Below are 17,109 nucleotides of genomic sequence, written 5' to 3' on the forward strand. Positions count from 1 at the left end.
GGCGGAAAACGGAGAGACATCGGGGTGCGCTTTTCCGCGGCGACGACGGCCGGGCGGTTCTTGCCGCAGCGCTTGGCGCTGCGCATGAGGCCGTTGCTTGGCCGCATCGATGCGGTGCTGTTCACCGCCGACGAACGCGGCGAAGCCGGCCGCATGTCGCTGATCGCCTTTGCCATCCGCATCGTCAGCGCCGTCATCGCCTTCATCAGCCAGGTGCTGATGGCGCGCTGGATGGGCTCGTTCGAATACGGCATCTTCGTCCTCGTCTGGGTGACGATGGTCATCGTCGGCAACCTCGCCTGCCTCGGCTTCCACACCTCGGTCATCCGCTTCATCCCCGAATATCGCGAACGCAACATGCTGGCCGAGCTGCGCGGCATCGTGGTCGCCAGCCGCCTGTTCGTGCTGATTGCCTCGACGGCGATCGCCGGACTTGGCGCACTGGGCGTCTGGCTGTGCGCGAACTGGATCGAGAGCTACTATGTGATGCCCTTCATCCTCGGCCTGTTCTGCCTGCCGATGATCGCCATGGGCGATCTGCTGCAAGGCCAGTCACGCGCCAATTCCTGGGCGTTGTTTGCGTTGTCGCCGACATATCTGGTGCGGCCGGTGCTGATCCTGGCGCTGATGGCGCTGATGCTGGCAATGGGCTATGCGCCCGACGCCAGGACAGCGATCTTCGCCTCGATCGCCGCCACCTACGCCACCACGCTCGGCCAGCTCATCGGCGTGACCACGCGCATGGGCAGGAATATCCCGGCCGGGCCGATGAAGGTGCATTTCGCCGAGTGGTTCATCGTCTCGCTGCCGATCTTCCTGGTCGAGAGCTTCTTCTTCCTGCTCACCAACGCCGACGTGCTGATGGTCGGCGCCTATCTCCAGCCCAATGACGTCGCCGTCTATTTCGCCACCGTCAAGACGCTGGCGCTGGTGCATTTCGTCTATTTCTCCGTCAAGGCCGGCGTTGCCCAGCGCTATGCGCAGTTCACCCATGGCGAGCCGGAAAAGCTCGCCGCCTTCGCCCGCGAGACCGTGTCGTGGACGTTCTGGCCGTCGCTGCTGATGGCGCTGCTGGTGCTGGCGCTCGGCGAACCGATGCTGGTGCTGTTCGGCCCCGAATTCACCGCCGGCTATCCGCTGCTGTTCCTGCTGGTGTTCGGCGTCGTGGCGCGCGCCGCCGTCGGCCCGTGCGAAAGCCTGTTGACGATGAGCGGCAACCAGAACATCTGCGCCGCCGTCTATGCCATGACGCTGGCCTTCAACATCGGCCTCAACGTGGTGCTGATCCCGCTCTTTGGCCTGTGGGGGGCGGCGATCGCCACCAGCCTCGCCATGGTCTTCGAGGCCAGCGCCCTGTCCTTCACCGTCTGGCGCAAGCTCGGCATCGTCATGCTGATCTTCGTGCCCGCTGCCGAGGGAGCCGCCTGATGGCCGCCATCCCGCTGATCGAGGAAACCAGCGGCGGTCCGGCCGGCGCCATGGTGTCCGGCCTTGCCGGCCTGGCGCGCGACGCCGATCCGGCGCATCTCGAGATCCTCGCCAACAACCGGCCGCTGCGCAAGCTGGCGATCTATCCGGCTTCGGCCGGCTTCGAACTGGTCGAGGAACTCGACTATCTGTGCACCCGCACGATCGAGCCCAACGTCTTCTTCAACCCGCGCTTTCTGGCGCCGGCCATGCCCCGGCTGGAAGATCGCGAGGTCAAGCTGGCGGTGATCCGCGACGGCGACGAATACCGCAACCGGCTGCGCCTGCTGGTGCCGTTCTCGGTCGAAAGGCCGGCCGTGCCGCTCGGCGTTCCGGTGATGCGCACCTGGTCGAGCCCGTTCGGCCCGATCGGCACACCGCTGGTCGACCACGACGACCCGATCGGCGTCGTCGAGGATTTCTTCGGCATGCTGTCGCGGCCGCATCTCAAGCTGCCGAAGGTCTTCGTGCTGCCCGACATGCCCCTCGACGGCCCATTGGCCAGCGTGCTGGCCACCGTTGCCGAGACGCGCGGCCTGACAATGGTCACCACCGGCAAGGCGGACCGGCCGGTGCTCGAAAGCACCCTCGACGGCGAGGCCTATTTGAAAGCATCGCTGCGCGCGCACCACTACCGCGAATTCCGCCGCCTGAAACGGCGCCTGGGGGATCTCGGCAGGCTGGAGCATGTCGTGGCGCGGGGACCGGACGAAATCCGCCACGCCATCGAAAGTTTCCTGACGCTGGAGGCGGCCGGCTGGAAGGGCCGCGAGCGCACCGCCATGGCCATCGACCGCTACCGCGCCGCCTTTGCCCGCGAAGCCGTGCACCGGCTGGCCGAGCACGACATGTGCCGCATCCATTCGCTGACGCTGGACGGCCGCACAATCGCCTGCCTGGTCGTCTTGGTCGAGGCCGGTGTCGCCTACACCTGGAAGACCGCCTATGACGAGACGCTGGCGACCTATTCGCCGGGCACGCTGCTGATGATCGAGGTGACCAGGCAGCATCTCGACGACCCCAACATCATGATGACCGATTCCTGCGCCGTGCCCGACCACCCGGTGATGAGCCGGCTGTGGAGCGAGCGCAAGCCGATGGGCTCGCTGGTGATCGGGCTGACGCCGGATGCCGACCGCCTCGCCCGCCAGGCCGCCTCGCAGCTGCATCTCTACCGCGAGACCCGCAACATGGCCCGCCTGCTGCGCAACCGCGTGAAGAGTTTGCTGGGACGGCGATAGCCACTGGATCAACGGCAAGACACCAGCTATGGGTCGGCGCGGCAATTTCGGCCGGCCTTCACGACAAGCCATCCTGATGATCAGAACCTTTTTGCGTCACGCCGGTCCCCGTGCGGCCTTTTCGCTGCTTGCACTGCTGCCTGTCCGCGCCTGGGCCGATAGCTGTCCCGAGGATTGCAGCGAGCCCGCGCCGTCCATCAACATCTACAGCCACACCGCCGCCAGCTATCTCAGCCCGGCCACGCTGGGTGCACTGCCGCGCGTCTATGTGCCGAACCGCTCCTCCAACAGCGTCACGGTGATCGACACCATGACACTCAAGGAAGTCGACAGGTTCCCGGTCGGCAGCAAACCGCAGCACGTCGTGCCGTCCTGGGACCTGAAGACGCTCTGGGTCGCCAACAATGGCACCGGCAAGAACGGCAGCCTGACGCCGATCGACCCGATGACCGGCAAGCCCGGCCCGCAGATCGCCGTGGACGATCCCTACAATTTGTATTTCATGCCGGGCGCGGCCATCGTCGTCGACGAAGCCCTGGAGCGGCTCGATTTCCGCGATCCTCACACCATGGCGCTAATGTCGAGCCTGCCGACGCCCACTTGCCCCGGCATCAACCACGCCGAATTCTCGGTCGACGGGGCCTACGCGATCTTCACCTGCGAATACGGCAATGGCGGATTGGCAAAGATCGACCTGAAGAACCAGAAGGTGCTTGGCCATCTCGACTTCTCGAAAATGGGCATGCCGCAGGACATCCGCCTCTCGCCCGACGGCAAGGTTTTTTACGTCGCCGACATGATGAATGACGGCGTGTTCCTCGTCGATGGCGACAGTTTCAAGGAGATCGGCTTCATCCCGACCGGCATCGGCGCCCATGGCTTCGTCGTCAGCCGCGACGGCAAGCGGCTCTATGTCTCGAACCGGGGCTCGCACAAGATGGAGCAGGGCCAGGCAAAGGGACCGGGCAGCGTGACGGTGATCGACTTCGCCACCCGCGCGGTCGTCACGCAATGGCCGATCCCCGGCGGCGGCAGCCCCGACATGGGCAATGTCAGCGCCGACGGCAAACAACTATGGCTGTCCGGCCGCTTCGACAGTGCCGCCTACATGATCGACACGACATCGGGCGCGGTGACCAAGTTTCGGGTTGGCTCAGAGCCGCACGGCCTGACGGTGTGGCCGCAACCGGGACGGTATTCCCAAGGCCATATGGGGAATATGCGCTAAGTCCGTGTTCGAGGCGCGGCTCGAACGCAAAAGGTCGCAAGGGCAACCGCCCATCGGCCGGGACCCGGAACGAGCAGGGGCTTTCCTTGGAAACCGCGAAGCTAAGCTCCACACACTGGTTTCGGATACTGCCAGAAGATGAACCTTCGCCGCATCGTCCTCATCGTCGCGCTTCTCAATCTTGCCTATTTCGGGATCGAGTTCGCTGTGGCGCTCGCCATTGGATCAGTGTCCCTGTTCGCCGACAGCATCGACTTTCTTGAAGATGCTTCCGTGAACCTCCTTATCCTGCTCGCACTTGGGTGGTCTGTGCGCTCCCGTGCGCGGGTGGGGATGGCATTGGCGCTCATCCTTCTCATGCCGGGTCTGGCAACGCTCTGGACGGCTTGGGAGAAGTTCAACGTGCCGGTGCCGCCGCAGCCCATCGCCTTGACCTTGGCGGGACTTGGCGCCCTCGCCGTCAACCTGTCCTGTGCCTACATGCTGGCCGCGCACCGGCATCGTGGCGGCAGCCTCACAAAGGCGGCCTTCCTGTCGGCCCGCAACGACGCCTTGGCCAACATCGCCATTATTGCCGCAGGGTTCGTCACGGCCTTGCTCTGGCATTCCGCCTGGCCCGATTTGGCGGTGGGATTGGGGATCGCGGTCATGAACGCCGACGCGGCCCGCGAAGTGTGGGAAGCTGCCCGTGAAGAACACCGTGCGGCGGCCTGAGAGCACGTAGAGCGGGGCTACCGGCCGCCGCTGATTGGCGCTATCGCTGTCATTCGCAGCAGCCGCCGCTGGGTCTTTGTCGAGGCACTGTTCGAACCCGGAGGGTTCGCAAGGGCGACCGCCCGTCGGCCGGTCAGGCCGCCCCATCGGAGCCCGTGAGCGAAGCGAACTGGCGTGAGATCAAAAATGGTGCCCCTAGCCGGGGTACTGGGGCTGGATCGAACCAGCGCTTAGACCGAACAATATCTCAGCGATAACAAGACCTTATGGGCATGTCGCCCCCGAAGTCCGATAGTCTCGATGTACCTCAGTGGGTATCAGGCGCTGTACCTCGGGTCAAGCTGCCCGCGCCGCATCCCTCACGTCTTCAACGTACAACTGCAGGACGGTCCAAGGGTCATCCTCCAATTCCACCGCCACCGCGTAAGCCTGACCTTCCCCGAAGGTGTCGCGGACATCCTCAAGGTGTCGCTTAAGCCACGCCGCCGCGTTAGCTTCGAGGCGGGAGAAATCCATCTTCGTGTGCATGTATGTGACCCCGTGCCATGATTGGCGAGTGAGGCTTACGGGCGCTGCCATCACATGACAAACCACTAATATTCATTCCTCGAAAGGGACGATCCCGGCAGCGGGTTGAATGCCGCGCCGGACGCCGCCAAGGTCGCCCGCTCTATGGTCGCGGGGAACCTCAGCGCCACTCAGCGCAGCCTCTACGGGGCGGGAAAGATCAACTTAAGTCGCTACGCGCTTCCGCCTCAACGAACCTGACGGGCAACGCTGCGGCGATCTCCTCAGCCATCCCCGGCAAGAGCCGTTCGAGAGCCTGACGGGTCCGCAAGTAGGACTGTGGTCGCCATGATGGCTGACCGCCGCGCGTCCCTGACTTGTACTGAATGATCCATTGGATTTGGTTGCGGCACTCGATGATCCGGGTCGCCTTGGCCTCGCTGAAGTCCCATCTCAGGACAACGCGGGAATAGTTGTCTGCTTCCTCGCAAGCCGGGTTAAGGGCGCGCGGGCTTCTGCTTCTGCTCACTGTCTGAATTGCCTTCCTGTTGCTGTGGTGTTGATGGTTTCCGGGGCTGCCGGGGCTGCGCTGAACGCGGTGAAGCAATCCGGGCGCACAATGTGCCTCCAGACCAAAGCGCCGCTGCGCGCAGGGTGTTTGAGTGGGGTAGAGCCCGAAGGGGGCTTTGAGCTTGGGGCAATGGTTCACCGTGATGGCGACCTAACCCCCTTCGGGAATGGTGGTGCTGCTATATGCCCAGGTCGAGACGCATCTTGGCAGCGGCCTGTGCATGTCGGGTGAGCAATGCCCAATCCCCACGCACAACGGCCCGCCTAAACTCTGACAACTCGGCTTCGTCGATGTGTTCTGACCAGCTTTCAAGGGTCAGCCCGACCGGTGCAAGGACGCTGCGAACAAGCCGCTGGGTAAACGCTGTCTCGACCACTTGGGCCTCCAGCTGGTCCACGCCTGCCGCTTCAAAGTCGATGACGCCTGTTTCCGCGAAGGTGTCCACCACGGCCTGTTGGACCTCAACCGGCTGCGCTTCCGCCCAGCGGTTCAACGCCCTGTCAGCGCCGTCAGAAAGCTCTTGATGTGTCTTCTCGGCCTTCTGTTCCGGTGTCAGGTCATCTTTCTCAAGGTCTTGGTCGTCATCATCCTGCTCAATCGCCACCTCCGGGGTTTCCCCCGAAGGCTGTTCTGGGACGAGTGAGCCTATCGGAAAGAACCGTAGCCGTATGGCGCTACAGCCTGCTCGACGGCAGCCGCGTAGTCTGCAGGGCTGATCTCGCCTGCCTCGACCATCTGCCGGGCCTGCTTAGGGCCAAGCTGGATGCCGCCCACGGTCACGGGAAGGCTGTCGACAAGGGCGCGAGGTGGGACGGCAAAGGCGCTGTTCGACGGGTCCGCCTTGGCGTTAAGCTGCTCGACCGTCGTCTTGCCGTTGCTGATCGAAACCCGCTGGCTGAGCTGGCCACGCTGCTGGGCCTGATACCACTGGTTGCCGGCTAACGAGACCTCGGTCGCTGCTGCGATCTGGGCCTTCAAGCGGGCCTCTTTCTCAAGGTGGGTCGCTCGGGCCGCGTCGAAGCGCATCCGGTCAATAACCTCCTCTCGCTGGGTAGCGGACATCGCCATCAAGGCTCGTTCCTGCTCGGTCGGCTCGCTGTAGGTGTGGCTTGAGCTTCCGTTCATCTGGTCGTCGCTATATCTGGTCATGGGTCGTTCCTTTCATAAATGATGGTCCCCGCGACGGATGTTGCGAGGTTCTGGTAGTGATGGGTTATGGGGTCAGCGGCGTGGCTGGAGCCCGTAGCTGTGGATTGGTGGTTCTGGGGTGTGGCCGGCCTCTGGGGGCGCTACGGCCGGGCTTAGGCTGGTCTTGCGGGGACGCATGTAAAGCTCGGCCATTCGCCGCATCATATTCCCGCCTTCAAGCTCACGGTAGCCGTAGACCGTGTAGCATCGCCCGGCGACGATTAGGGCGTCTGGGATGCCGGAAAGTCGGTCCAGTTCGGATGATCGACCCTCCTCCATCCTGCCCAAGGCTTCAATGATGGCGAAGGCCTGATCGCGGGTCGGCCAATCTGCGAGGGCGGGGAGAAACTGGCTCACTGGCCTTCCCTGTGGTGCTGGAGCCATGGCGTCTTGGCGTGAGCCTTGGCGGTGCCAAAGCGGAAGAGGTGGTCGAGGTGCTGGCCCCCGTCTGCCCCATCGGAATACCGGCCAAAGTCGCGGTCAGCATCCCACCTCGGGCCAATCCAAGCCAGCGCCTTGCGGCTGAGGTCGAACTGGTCGCGCTTGGCCTGACCCAACCTCTTCCATGCGAACTGCGCGTAGTGGATGGCGATGCCCTTCTCACGCCGCTTCCCACGTCGATCCGCCGCCGCCTTGATGGACTGGGTGCGGGTCTGTTTGGTCCTGAGAGAGAGCTTGGTGTCGGGGATGTTGCGATAGCCGGGGGCGTTGACGAGGTGCTGTTTCCAGTCGATGCGGTCGCCTTGGGATGCTCTGAGGGCCGACTTAGCCTGCCTCTTGGCTGTGGCCGTGGCCATGGTAAGGGCGCTGATGTCGTCGTCATGGACATCAGGTTTGGTTTCTCGCTCATGCAGGAATAGAGCCCTGTCGAACGGTCGTGCATCTTCGGTCATGTCATGCAGTTTCCTCTCGGGATTGTTGTTTGGTTGTCGCTTGGAAAAGGGGAGGCTGGCAGGGTCATTTTCAGCCGATGTAACGTCATGTGTAATAGGTACCTTGTAACGACACTTAAGGTTCACCCTGAGGGTTCCCCCTGAGCTGGAGACATCAGACTGAGACCACCAGAAGAAAGAGGCGGAAGCCTCCCCCAACATCCCACCTTCAGGTTCACTTCTGGCCATCGCTCTAAGGTGTCAGCCCACGGAGCTGAGGTGTTCATCAGAAGGTAGCCTGAAGGCTGAGAACATCAGAGGGAGGGACTTCCGTCCGCTCCTGTGTCTGATCAACACGCTATGTCGACCATATCGGGCTCATACGACACCTTGAGGTGACCCTTAAGTGTGACCCTGATCTGAGCTTGGGCTTTGCTGATCTGGCCAGTTCGATTGCCGACATAGTGAGAGACCATCCGAGTGGACGCTCCCGTGATCCTGCTCATGTCAGCCTGAGCGACATTCGGGAAATGGTCGAGAAGCCATCTGACCTGACCCTCAGGGTCTAACTTGTGTCTGCGACCGACCATGAACTCGCCAAGCGCCACCTGAGCGGCCACCGCCACCGGACTGGACGTGATGTCGGTCTTGATTGTCTGGACAGCGTCCGCCCATCGCTGGTCGATCCATGCCTGTCCCTTGGGTGATATGACATCGAATGGACGTCCGACGATGGAGAAGACACGCTTCCCCAACCCTGACCTGACTGACTTCATGGTCAGCCGCCGCCGCGTGACGTGCTTCCTTTCGGCGAAAGAGGCATGCTTGGGAGTTTGGTCTTCAATCTCGTGCTGGAGAATGCCGAGCCGAGACAGGACATCGCGGACCTGTTTGCGGCCGACGCCTTTGGTCTCGCCGTACTCGGTGATTGTGATCCATGAGCCTATTGGTGCCTGGACGACTTCACCGGTGGTGCTGTCGACGGTCTCTAAGGTGTACTCCAAGTTGTCCTTTCTGGGGTCGGTTCCTGTTGGCTGTCGCTTCCGCAAAACATCCCCTCAGGCTGCCTTACGGTGCCGTTGGGGTCGACTTGGGTGCGGTGAGGGGCTGGTGAGGCTGTCGCCACGAAAGAGGCCGACGCGCAGACGAGCGCGTGAGGCTTTCGGCTCCGTAGAGCTAGTGTGGCGGGTATGGGATCAATGCCCATTTCGCCTTCGTAGTGCTAGTGGTCACCCTATCAGATTACGGGGCAATTCGGCTCCGTAGTGCCAGTGGTGTCCCTATTGGGATTATGGGCAGGCTTGGGAGAAAGGCGTTCGATAGTGCTAGTGTGTACCCTATCGGGTTATGGGGCGATTTTGGCTTCGTAGTGCTAGTGGAGTACCTATGGGATTTCGGGCCATTTCGGCTTCATAGTCCCACGGTTGTCCCTATTCGGCGTCGCAGTGCCACGGTTCACCCTAACCGGCCGCGCCCCGATCCAAAGTCCGCTTAACCTGCATGGCCGTCCAAGCACCACCTCGGGGCGTCTTAACACCCGCCTCGTGAAGCGCCGCTGCGATGTCCCTTAGCGTCTTGCCAGCGTCCCTCAGCGGCTTCACGACATCCATCACCCGCCGCGCATCGGCATCCGCAGTCGCCTTCAAGGACGCTATCCGTCCGTCCAGCGACCCCGCCCTGTAACCCCCGAGCTTGACGCCCTTCGCCTTCGCCGCCGCCAGTGCTGCCTTGGTCCGCTCTGATATGAACGTCCGCTCCTGCTCTGCCAGCGCCGCATATATGTGAAGCTGGAAGGGGTCGGCGTTCGGCATAGTCGCCACTCGTATCGCGGCGCGCTTCATAGCCCCCGCGATGAACTCGACATCACGGCTCAGTCTGTCCAGCTTGGAAACCAGAACCTCAGCCCCGAGCCGCTTCGCCAGCGCCAGCGCCTTCGCCAACTCGGGGCGACTGTCGACCTTCCCCGACATCACATCCATGAACTCCCCGACAATCTCCCACGGCACATCCGAGAAGGCGTTCAGGAAGATGTCGATGTCACGCCGCTGCGCCTCAAGCCCAAGGCCGCTCTTGCCCTGCTCTGCGGTGCTAACTCGGGTGTAGATGACGTAGCGCTTCATGGCCGTTCCTCGTGTCTGGAACCACGTCTATGCGGTCTTGTATCACAAGTCAATGGACGTTGCGCTTGATACAAGTCATGCGCTCGCGCCGTCCGACCTCATCATGGGTGAAGCCTCGACCGCAGCACTCGACGCGACTGGGCGCAGCCTCTGCGGGGCAAAGCGGTGCCGTCCAGAAGTCCTGAGGGTGGCCTGTGGTGGAACCGAAGGGGGGCACGGGGGGTGATCCCGCGCTGCCACATATCTGATGGGTAGGGCGGATTTTTCCGCCAGATATTCCTGACCCACCCTTGGTCATCACAGGGCAAAGATGGGGCGTCATGGTCACGAAATAGTCACTGTTGTTCCGCTTGTCAGCGGTACTCCAAGCTATAGACTTGGGGCATGGGAAAACGGGGGCTGGCGTCCATAACCAGCACCCCGATCAGCGTCCAAACCTGATCTAATCCCATGAAGGCGGCGCGCCGGTCACTTCCTGCAAGACCGTGGCTGGCGCGTCGTCCCTATTTGCCATCCAAGCATTGACCTGTGGCCGGCGCAAGGCAGACTTGGTCTCGTTGGCATCACAATCAGGTCACCCGCATATACGATCCCTCGTGCGGCACGGGAGGACTATTGGCGAAGGCCTTGACCTGCGGGTAGCAACCGGTCGTTATACACCTGTCTAGTCGACAATCGGAAGCATCAGTAGGGGGGGGGGGGGGAAATGACGCTTAAAGACGATCTGCATGCGGTTCTCGATACGNGGGGGGGGGGGTGAAATGACGCTTAAAGACGATCTGCATGCGGTTCTCGATACGGATAGACCTGTCTTCGAGTTCACAAGAAATCTACTCACGCTGATTACCTATTGGACCATATTGCTTATATCTTGGTTCATGTTCGTGGTGGGACCGGAAACACCAGGGGCACTTCCCAAAATCGTATTCAAATTCTTTCTCATGGTCCCGGGAATATTCGGCGTCTATTTGATTTCGAGGTTGGTCTCTAATGCGTTCGATCTTCTGCGGCAGGTTGAGAAGCATCTCGCAAATTCGGAATGGCTCATTCTCCGGAAACTTCCATTCATTGTCACCCCTATAGGCCTAGTCGGCTTGGGCGCATTTACGCTCCTCCTCACAGCAAGCCTCCTTCCGCCCATCTTGGGCGTTGCCAGGACGCTCTATGCCACTCATTGAGACCAGCGATCAGGGTTGCCGACCCCCCAAGACCGCCTTCCTCATCGCCCTTGTGGCAACCTCCAGCCGCCTCTCAGGCCCGCCGTATCGCTCCGCCATGCCGCCCAGGGTGTGCCCAAGGATCAGGTTCTGGTCGTGGGTGTCCACCTCGGCAAGGTCCAGCGTATCCTCCATGTTATGCCGAAGGGAGTGGGTAACCTTCCTGCGGTCGTCGGTCACCTTCCGCACATGCTTCCCCAGCGCCGCAGACGCCTTCGTGTTGCCACCCTCGACACCATAGCGGGGGAACAGCATCGGACCATCGGTCAGCTTAAGGGCCTCCTTAGCGGCCTCCAGCGCGTCCCCGACCAATGGCACCCGGCGTCTTGAAGGGTCGGTCTTGATCTGCCTATCTTCGTGCCATTCGACCTCGACATGCGGCGTGTCCCCTTCAACCACTACGTCCTTAACCCTCAACCCAGTGACCTCGGCGAGACGGCAGCCTGTCCCCTCCAGCAGCCGCCACATCAAGGGCAAGTCAGGGTTGTCGGCGTGGGTCTTGATCCGCTGCCTGACCTTCTGAAGCTCGCCCTTGGTGAAGGGCAGCCTCTTGTTCTTCTCGGATGTATCGCCGCCGCGCCCAGACCCCAGCACGGGCAATCCGGTAAAGTGATTGGTCAGCCCATGCAGCTCCGTCACCTCGGCAATGGCGTGATTGATGATCGCCCGGATGTCGTTCAGATATCGGTCGACCGTCGACTTACTCCCGACCTCACCCCGCATGAATTCTTGCACCTTCCGGGCCTGCTCACGAGTGATGCTCACCACGGTGACCGTGTCAGGTGTGGATGCCAGCGCCTTGGCAATGTAGCCCACCGCCCGCTCTGCCCTCTGCTCATCCTTCTTGCGCTCCAGCGGCTTCGGGTCGTTCAACGCAAAGCGGTCCTTAAGATAGAGCTTCTTGGCGTCCTCAATGGTCGGCGCGGGCTTCTTGGGAATGGCGGTATTGAGCATCCGTACCAGTCGCGTGTCCTCAGCGCTCACCCCAATTGGGTAATCGGTCTCAGGGTCGGTCGGGTACTTGGCCGCGATGGCATCCGTCACAACACTGCGCTCGATCCAGTCACGGGTCTCTTGGTCGTCGTCGCCAGCCTCGTCCTCATCAATCGGCGGCCTGTAAGGATTGAGCCCCAGCGCCTTGATCCGTTCAACGGTCTCTTGGAACAACTCCCGCGCGGTCTTGGGGCGATTGATGCCGCGCACCTCATCCCAAGCCGCCGCCAGCATCTGCTCGACCTCGCGATGCACTTGCCGGTATTTCGCCAGCGCCTCGCCCTTGGCATTTCCCAACGGTATGGTGATCTCGCCCTTACTTAAGATAGATCGAAGCTCAGGTTTGACGACGCGCCGGTAACGATAGGTGGAGCTCCCCAGCTTCTTGCTCTTGCGCTCTTGCCAGTAGTCCACGATCACGCTGCTCATTATGTTGGACCCCCTAATGTACCTCAACGATGTACCTCGGGGGACGTCTAAGCCCTTGAAAGCCTTGCAACTACTGGGCTTGCTGGTGGTCAGTGGTGCCCCTAGCCGGAATCGAACCAGCACTCCTTGCGGAACTCGATTTTGAGTCGAGCGCGTCTACCAATTCCGCCATAGGGGCTCAGGCCCAAAGGCCTGGATGGGCGCGGACTATACGGTTGGAGGCGTGTTCGTCAACTGGCCAAATGCGCCGCCGTGCCCTGCTTGCGGCAAAAGCCCGCCTTTCTGTTTCGTGAAGCTCCTGCCATTGTGCGGCGCGGAAAATCTTTCTAGACAGACGCGCATCAAAGCGCGTTGCGTCTGGGCAACCTGCATCCAGGAGAGCCGATGCTTCGCGGACTTTACGACTGGACCTTGTCGCTGGCCGCCCGCAAATCCGCCGAATGGTGGCTGGCCTTCATCGCCTTCGTCGAAAGCTCGGTGTTTTTCATACCTGCCGACGTCTTGTACCTGCCCATGGCGTTGGCGCGGCCCGAACGCGCCTATCGCTATGCGCTGACCGCTACTGTCGCGTCGGTGCTGGGCGGCATTGCCGGCTGGCTGATCGGTTACTATGCCTACGACACGATAGCACGGCCGATGCTGGAGCACTTTGGCGGCCTTGACGCGTTCGAGAGGTGGCAGTCGGCCGGCACCGGGCTGATGCTGGTGCTGCTTGTCACATCGGGTGCCGCCCACTTGCCGCCGATCAAGGTGGTCACCATTCTGGCAGGCGCCCTCCACGTCAATCTTTTCGTCTTCATCGTCTCCGCCATCCTGGCGCGTGGCGCTCGTTTCCTGCTTCTTGCCTGGCTGCTGCGCCGCTATGGCGAAGAGATCAAGGAATTCATCGAGAAGCGTTTGGGATTGATCGTCGGCGCCGGCGCCGCTGCCCTGATTTTGCTCTATATCGTCGTCAAATACGCCTTCTGACCGCCCAAGGCGGGCGGTGGGTCAGGACTATGCCGGCGGACGGCGAATTCAACGGACGAAACATGACAGCCACGATGACAGCCGATACCGGACGCCAGCGGACGCGCACCGCTTTGTTTCTCGCCGTGGCCATGGCCGCCACGGTCGGCTCCGCGCTCGCCTTCCAGCACATAGGCGGCTACATCCCCTGCCATCTGTGCCTGGAGCAGCGCACGCCCTATTATATCGGCGCCCCGCTGATGCTGCTGGCGGTGATTACCTCGATGCTTAGCGCGCCCGCATGGCTGACGCGCGGCCTGCTTGCCGTCGGCGGCCTGCTGATGCTCTATGGGCTCTATCTCGGCGTCTATCATTCGGGCGTCGAATGGGCCTGGTGGCAGGGCCCGGCCGATTGCACGGCCGGCGCCGGCCCGGTCGACACCGGCGGCAAGGGCGTGCTCGACGCGCTCGACAAATTCGTGCCGCCATCCTGCGACAAGGCAGCCCTTCGTATCCTCGGCCTGTCGCTGGCCGGCTGGAACGCCATCGCCAGCTTCATCCTCGCCGCCGTCGCCTTTCGCGGCGCGCTGGCCCGCGATTAATCAAGTGCGAGGTCGCGCCATACGGCCAGTCTCTAAATGTTGGCACCGCCCCTCATTGCCCTGCCGGGCATTTCTCCCCGTATAGTGACGGGGAGAAAGACGCAGTCATCAATGGTTTCGCCAATCCCGAACGCTGAAAGAAGGGCGCCAAATTTGCAGCCAATTCCCTATCTCCCCGTCACTATACGGGGAGAAGGTGGCGGCAGCCGGATGAGGGGCAGCACCTGACATCGGCGATTGCCCTGGCAAGGCCGATCGCGCCAATCCCTACGGCTCCAACTCCACATCCCAGTAGAGATAATCCATCCAGCTTTCATGCAGATGGTTAGGCGGGAACAGCCGGCCATTGTTGTGCAGGTCGTGCACGGTCGGCTGGTAGGGCTTCTGCAGCGGCCACATCTTGGCGTGCGCCGGCATCATGCCGCCCTTCCTCAGATTGCAGGGTGAACAGGCGGCCACGACATTCTCCCACGTCGTCGCCCCGCCGCGATGGCGCGGGATGACGTGGTCGAAGGTCAGATCCTCGGGCGTGCCGCAATACTGGCACTGGAAGCGGTCGCGCAGGAACACGTTGAAGCGGGTGAATGCCGGGTGCCTCGACGGCTTCACATAGGCCTTCAGGCTGACGACGCTGGGCAGCTTCATCGAAAAGGTCGGCGAAGACACCGCATGCTCGTATTCGGCGACGATGTTGACCCGGTCGAGGAACACCGCCTTGATGGCGTCCTGCCAGGACCAGAGCGACAAGGGGTAATAGCTGAGCGGACGGTAATCCGCATTCAGCACCAGCGCAGGAAGCCCATCCGGAGATACGGCAACCGTCACTTGTTGACCTCCTCGTTCTAGAACCGATCGGCGCGGATACTGTAAGCCCGACATGACAGGGATGTGAAGCGGATTGTCATCAGCCAAAAGCGGCAAAAATGCAGGATTTTCATGCTTTTTTAAGGTTTCAGGCCGGAGGTGCTGCGTCCCGGCCCCTGGTTTCGCGATAATAGGACCAGAAAAGCCGCGATGCGACACCTCGCCACGGGCTCCATGATTCGGCCAGGGCGATCAGCGTTTTCTCCGGCGGACGCGGCTCGATGCCGAGCGCGTGGCCGACCGCGCTCTGCAGCGCGACGTCGCGCGCGGGGAAAATATCGGGGTGGCCGGCGGCAAACAGGAGATAGACTTCCGCCGTCCACGGGCCGATGCCCGGCACCGCGATCATAGCCGCGATCGCCTCTTCGGCGTCGAGCGAACAGAGGTGATGCAGGTCGAGCCCCTCAACCACGGCCTGCGCAACCGCGATCAGACCGCGCTGCTTCGGCCGCGACAGCCCAGCCTCACGAAACATGTCCTCGCCGGCGGCAAGGATCGCCTGCGGCGTTAGCGGATCGACCAGTTTCACCAGCCGGCCGAAAATGGCATCGGCGCTCGCACGGGATACTTGTTGCGAAACGATAATGGAGGCCAGGCTTCGAAAGCCGGGCTCCGACAGCCGCAGCGGCACCTCGCCGGCCATGCCGCGCACCTTTTCCAGGCGCGGATCGATTGCGCAAAGCGCATCCAGCCCGCGCGCAATATCGTCCAGTGTCGCGATGCGTTGCATGTTTTCTTGTTCCTGAACCGACCTCACGGTAGCAATTGGCAAAACCGCTGCACAACCCGATTGCCGCTTGTGAGATGACGCTCCTGACATTCCGCTTCGCGCCGAGCCCGAATGGCGAACTGCATCTCGGCCATGCCTATTCGGCACTGCTCAACCAGCAACTGGCGCGTGCGGCCGGCGGCCGCCTGCTGCTGCGCATCGAGGACATCGACACGATCCGCTGCACGCCTGAATTCGAGGCCGGCATCTTTCGCGACCTCGAATGGTTAGGTCTCGAATGGGAACAGCCGGTGCGGCGCCAGGCCGAGCATTTCACCGACTATCAGGCCGTGCTCGACCGGCTGGTCCGCGAAGAACTCGTCTACCCTGCCTTTATGAGCCGTGGCGAGATCAGGGCCTTCATCGCCGACAGCGAAAAGCGCCGCCGCGATTGGCCGCGCGACCCGGACGGCGTGCCGCTTTATCCCGCCGCCGACAAGGCGCTGCCGGTCAGCGAACGCAACCGCCGCATCGCCGAAAATGCGCCCTTCGCCTGGCGCCTCGACATTGATGCAGCGCTGGCGCGCGTCGGCACGGATTTGTCCTGGCGCGAATTCACCAACGAGACGCTTTCGGCGACGCAGCGCGTCGAGGCGCGTCCGCAGGACTGGGGCGACGTCATTCTGGCGCGCCGCGACATCCCGACCAGCTATCACCTGGCCGTCGTCGTCGACGACGCTCTGCAAGGCGTCAGCCATGTCGTGCGTGGCCGCGACCTCTATTCCGCGACCGGCATCCAGCGCCTGCTGCAGGAATTGCTCGGCCTCGGCCAGCCGCAGTATTTCCACCACCGTCTCATACTCGGTCCGGATGGGCGCAAACTGTCGAAGAGTTTTGCTGATACCGGCCTTGCCGCGCTGAGGCAGGCAGGCATGTCGCCGGACGAAGTCAGGCGGCTGGCCGGGCTATGACTAAAGCCGGGCCAGCCCCGCCTTGAGCAGCGCCAACGCGCCGATAAACGCGAAGGCGCCGCCCAGTCCCCAGGCAACCGCGAGCTTCAGATCTCTCAGGACGATGCCATGTTCGTTCGCGGCCATGACCGCGGCGAAAAAGCCGAGCGTGAACAGCAATGTGTTGCCGGTCGACCCAAAACCGTCCTCCTGCATGATGGCGTCGAGCGCTGAGCCGAAGAAGAAGCCGAACACGGCCACACTGGCCACCGTCATCAACAGCCAGCTTGTGTCGAGATGCAACAGCATGCGCGCTCCCTGTCGAAGCCAAAACGCCATGTCGCCGGATCCATCGACAGAAGTCGATTGCCCTGACGCCGCCCTTTGAATTCGGCCACCTCCTACATCAGGATGAGCTTATGTACCAATTGTTTCGCTTTGCTTGCCGGATTGAACCGCATTAGAGCAATTGCCGTATTTGTCTCTTCA

The 17,109-nt window shown here is 62.2% G+C and carries 18 protein-coding genes and 1 tRNA gene; 8 read left to right on the forward strand and 11 right to left on the reverse strand.

Annotation, left to right across the window (positions count from 1 at the left end):
• Nucleotides 1–24: 24 nt before the first annotated feature.
• The 4 genes from X750_RS139980 to X750_RS139965 all read left to right on the forward strand — a co-directional run bounded on the left by X750_RS139980 (nt 25) and on the right by X750_RS139965 (nt 4,650).
• On the forward strand, nt 25–1,428 hold the full coding sequence (locus X750_RS139980) for a lipopolysaccharide biosynthesis protein (protein ID WP_023711750.1): 1,404 nt from the start codon (nt 25–27) through the stop codon (nt 1,426–1,428).
• Nucleotides 1,428–2,708, forward strand: a complete 1,281-nt coding sequence (locus X750_RS139975) for a GNAT family N-acetyltransferase (RefSeq protein WP_023748475.1) — start codon at nt 1,428–1,430, stop codon at nt 2,706–2,708. Before X750_RS139980 ends, X750_RS139975 begins: the two co-directional genes overlap by 1 nt.
• A gap of 76 nt (nt 2,709–2,784) precedes the next feature.
• Complete coding sequence (locus X750_RS139970; protein WP_023748476.1) at nt 2,785–3,936, forward strand: YncE family protein; 1,152 nt, start codon at nt 2,785–2,787, stop codon at nt 3,934–3,936.
• Nucleotides 3,937–4,074: 138 nt separating this feature from the next.
• Nucleotides 4,075–4,650: a cation transporter gene (locus X750_RS139965; RefSeq protein WP_023704303.1), complete on the forward strand. Its 576-nt coding sequence runs from the start codon at nt 4,075–4,077 to the stop codon at nt 4,648–4,650.
• A 336-nt stretch (nt 4,651–4,986) separates the two neighbouring features.
• Here the strand turns inward: X750_RS139965 and X750_RS0133650 are convergent, their stop codons facing one another.
• The 6 genes from X750_RS0133650 to X750_RS139945 form a co-directional block, all read right to left on the reverse strand.
• Nucleotides 4,987–5,178, reverse strand: a complete 192-nt coding sequence (locus X750_RS0133650) for a hypothetical protein (RefSeq protein ID WP_031243451.1) — start codon at nt 5,176–5,178, stop codon at nt 4,987–4,989.
• A 728-nt stretch (nt 5,179–5,906) separates the two neighbouring features.
• The gene (locus X750_RS139960) at nt 5,907–6,332 is read right to left on the reverse strand and encodes a hypothetical protein (protein ID WP_023748479.1); all 426 of its coding nucleotides are present in this window, start codon (nt 6,330–6,332) and stop codon (nt 5,907–5,909) included.
• Between the two features lie 41 nt (nt 6,333–6,373).
• Complete coding sequence (locus X750_RS139955; protein ID WP_023748480.1) at nt 6,374–6,877, reverse strand: hypothetical protein; 504 nt, start codon at nt 6,875–6,877, stop codon at nt 6,374–6,376.
• Between the two features lie 392 nt (nt 6,878–7,269).
• Nucleotides 7,270–7,809 carry a hypothetical protein gene (locus tag X750_RS05715; protein WP_023748482.1) on the reverse strand — a complete coding sequence of 180 codons (540 nt, stop codon included), beginning with the start codon at nt 7,807–7,809 and terminating at the stop codon, nt 7,270–7,272.
• A 329-nt stretch (nt 7,810–8,138) separates the two neighbouring features.
• Nucleotides 8,139–8,792 carry a hypothetical protein gene (locus X750_RS139950; protein ID WP_156932451.1) on the reverse strand — a complete coding sequence of 218 codons (654 nt, stop codon included), beginning with the start codon at nt 8,790–8,792 and terminating at the stop codon, nt 8,139–8,141.
• 456 nt (nt 8,793–9,248) lie between these two features.
• Nucleotides 9,249–9,908 (reverse strand): recombinase family protein, encoded by a 660-nt coding sequence (locus tag X750_RS139945; RefSeq protein WP_023748484.1) that lies wholly within the window; start codon nt 9,906–9,908, stop codon nt 9,249–9,251.
• A 761-nt stretch (nt 9,909–10,669) separates the two neighbouring features.
• Between X750_RS139945 and X750_RS139940 the strand changes: the two genes are divergently transcribed.
• Complete coding sequence (locus tag X750_RS139940; RefSeq protein WP_023748485.1) at nt 10,670–11,086, forward strand: hypothetical protein; 417 nt, start codon at nt 10,670–10,672, stop codon at nt 11,084–11,086.
• 9 nt (nt 11,087–11,095) lie between these two features.
• Here the strand turns inward: X750_RS139940 and X750_RS0133665 are convergent, their stop codons facing one another.
• Together X750_RS0133665 and X750_RS139935 are read right to left on the reverse strand one after the other, a co-directional pair.
• A complete protein-coding gene (locus tag X750_RS0133665) occupies nt 11,096–12,547 on the reverse strand; it encodes a tyrosine-type recombinase/integrase (protein ID WP_023748486.1) in 1,452 nt (483 codons plus the stop codon).
• Between the two features lie 93 nt (nt 12,548–12,640).
• Nucleotides 12,641–12,725, reverse strand: a tRNA-Leu gene (locus X750_RS139935).
• A gap of 206 nt (nt 12,726–12,931) precedes the next feature.
• Between X750_RS139935 and X750_RS139930 the strand changes: the two genes are divergently transcribed.
• Together X750_RS139930 and X750_RS139925 are read left to right on the forward strand one after the other, a co-directional pair.
• Complete coding sequence (locus X750_RS139930; protein WP_023673756.1) at nt 12,932–13,516, forward strand: YqaA family protein; 585 nt, start codon at nt 12,932–12,934, stop codon at nt 13,514–13,516.
• A gap of 62 nt (nt 13,517–13,578) precedes the next feature.
• Nucleotides 13,579–14,097 (forward strand): disulfide bond formation protein B, encoded by a 519-nt coding sequence (locus X750_RS139925; protein ID WP_023685317.1) that lies wholly within the window; start codon nt 13,579–13,581, stop codon nt 14,095–14,097.
• A gap of 267 nt (nt 14,098–14,364) precedes the next feature.
• Here X750_RS139925 and X750_RS139920 read toward each other — a convergent pair whose 3' ends face one another.
• Both X750_RS139920 and X750_RS139915 read right to left on the reverse strand, forming a co-directional pair.
• Entirely contained in the window at nt 14,365–14,922 is a 558-nt protein-coding gene (locus X750_RS139920; protein WP_008874122.1) for an HNH endonuclease, read from the reverse strand.
• Between the two features lie 127 nt (nt 14,923–15,049).
• Nucleotides 15,050–15,691, reverse strand: coding sequence for a DNA-3-methyladenine glycosylase (locus X750_RS139915; RefSeq protein ID WP_023685318.1), 642 nt, complete (start codon nt 15,689–15,691; stop codon nt 15,050–15,052).
• 74 nt (nt 15,692–15,765) lie between these two features.
• Between X750_RS139915 and gluQRS the strand changes: the two genes are divergently transcribed.
• Nucleotides 15,766–16,641 (forward strand): tRNA glutamyl-Q(34) synthetase GluQRS, encoded by an 876-nt coding sequence (gene gluQRS, locus X750_RS139910; RefSeq protein ID WP_023704304.1) that lies wholly within the window; start codon nt 15,766–15,768, stop codon nt 16,639–16,641.
• On the opposite strand, the gene X750_RS139905 is transcribed toward gluQRS, so the two are convergent.
• Entirely contained in the window at nt 16,642–16,929 is a 288-nt protein-coding gene (locus X750_RS139905) for a hypothetical protein (RefSeq protein ID WP_023671677.1), read from the reverse strand.
• Nucleotides 16,930–17,109: the final 180 nt, after the last annotated feature.

The sequence above is a fragment of the Mesorhizobium sp. LNJC391B00 genome (genome assembly GCF_000502535.1).
Classification (GTDB): Bacteria; Pseudomonadota; Alphaproteobacteria; order Rhizobiales; family Rhizobiaceae; genus Mesorhizobium.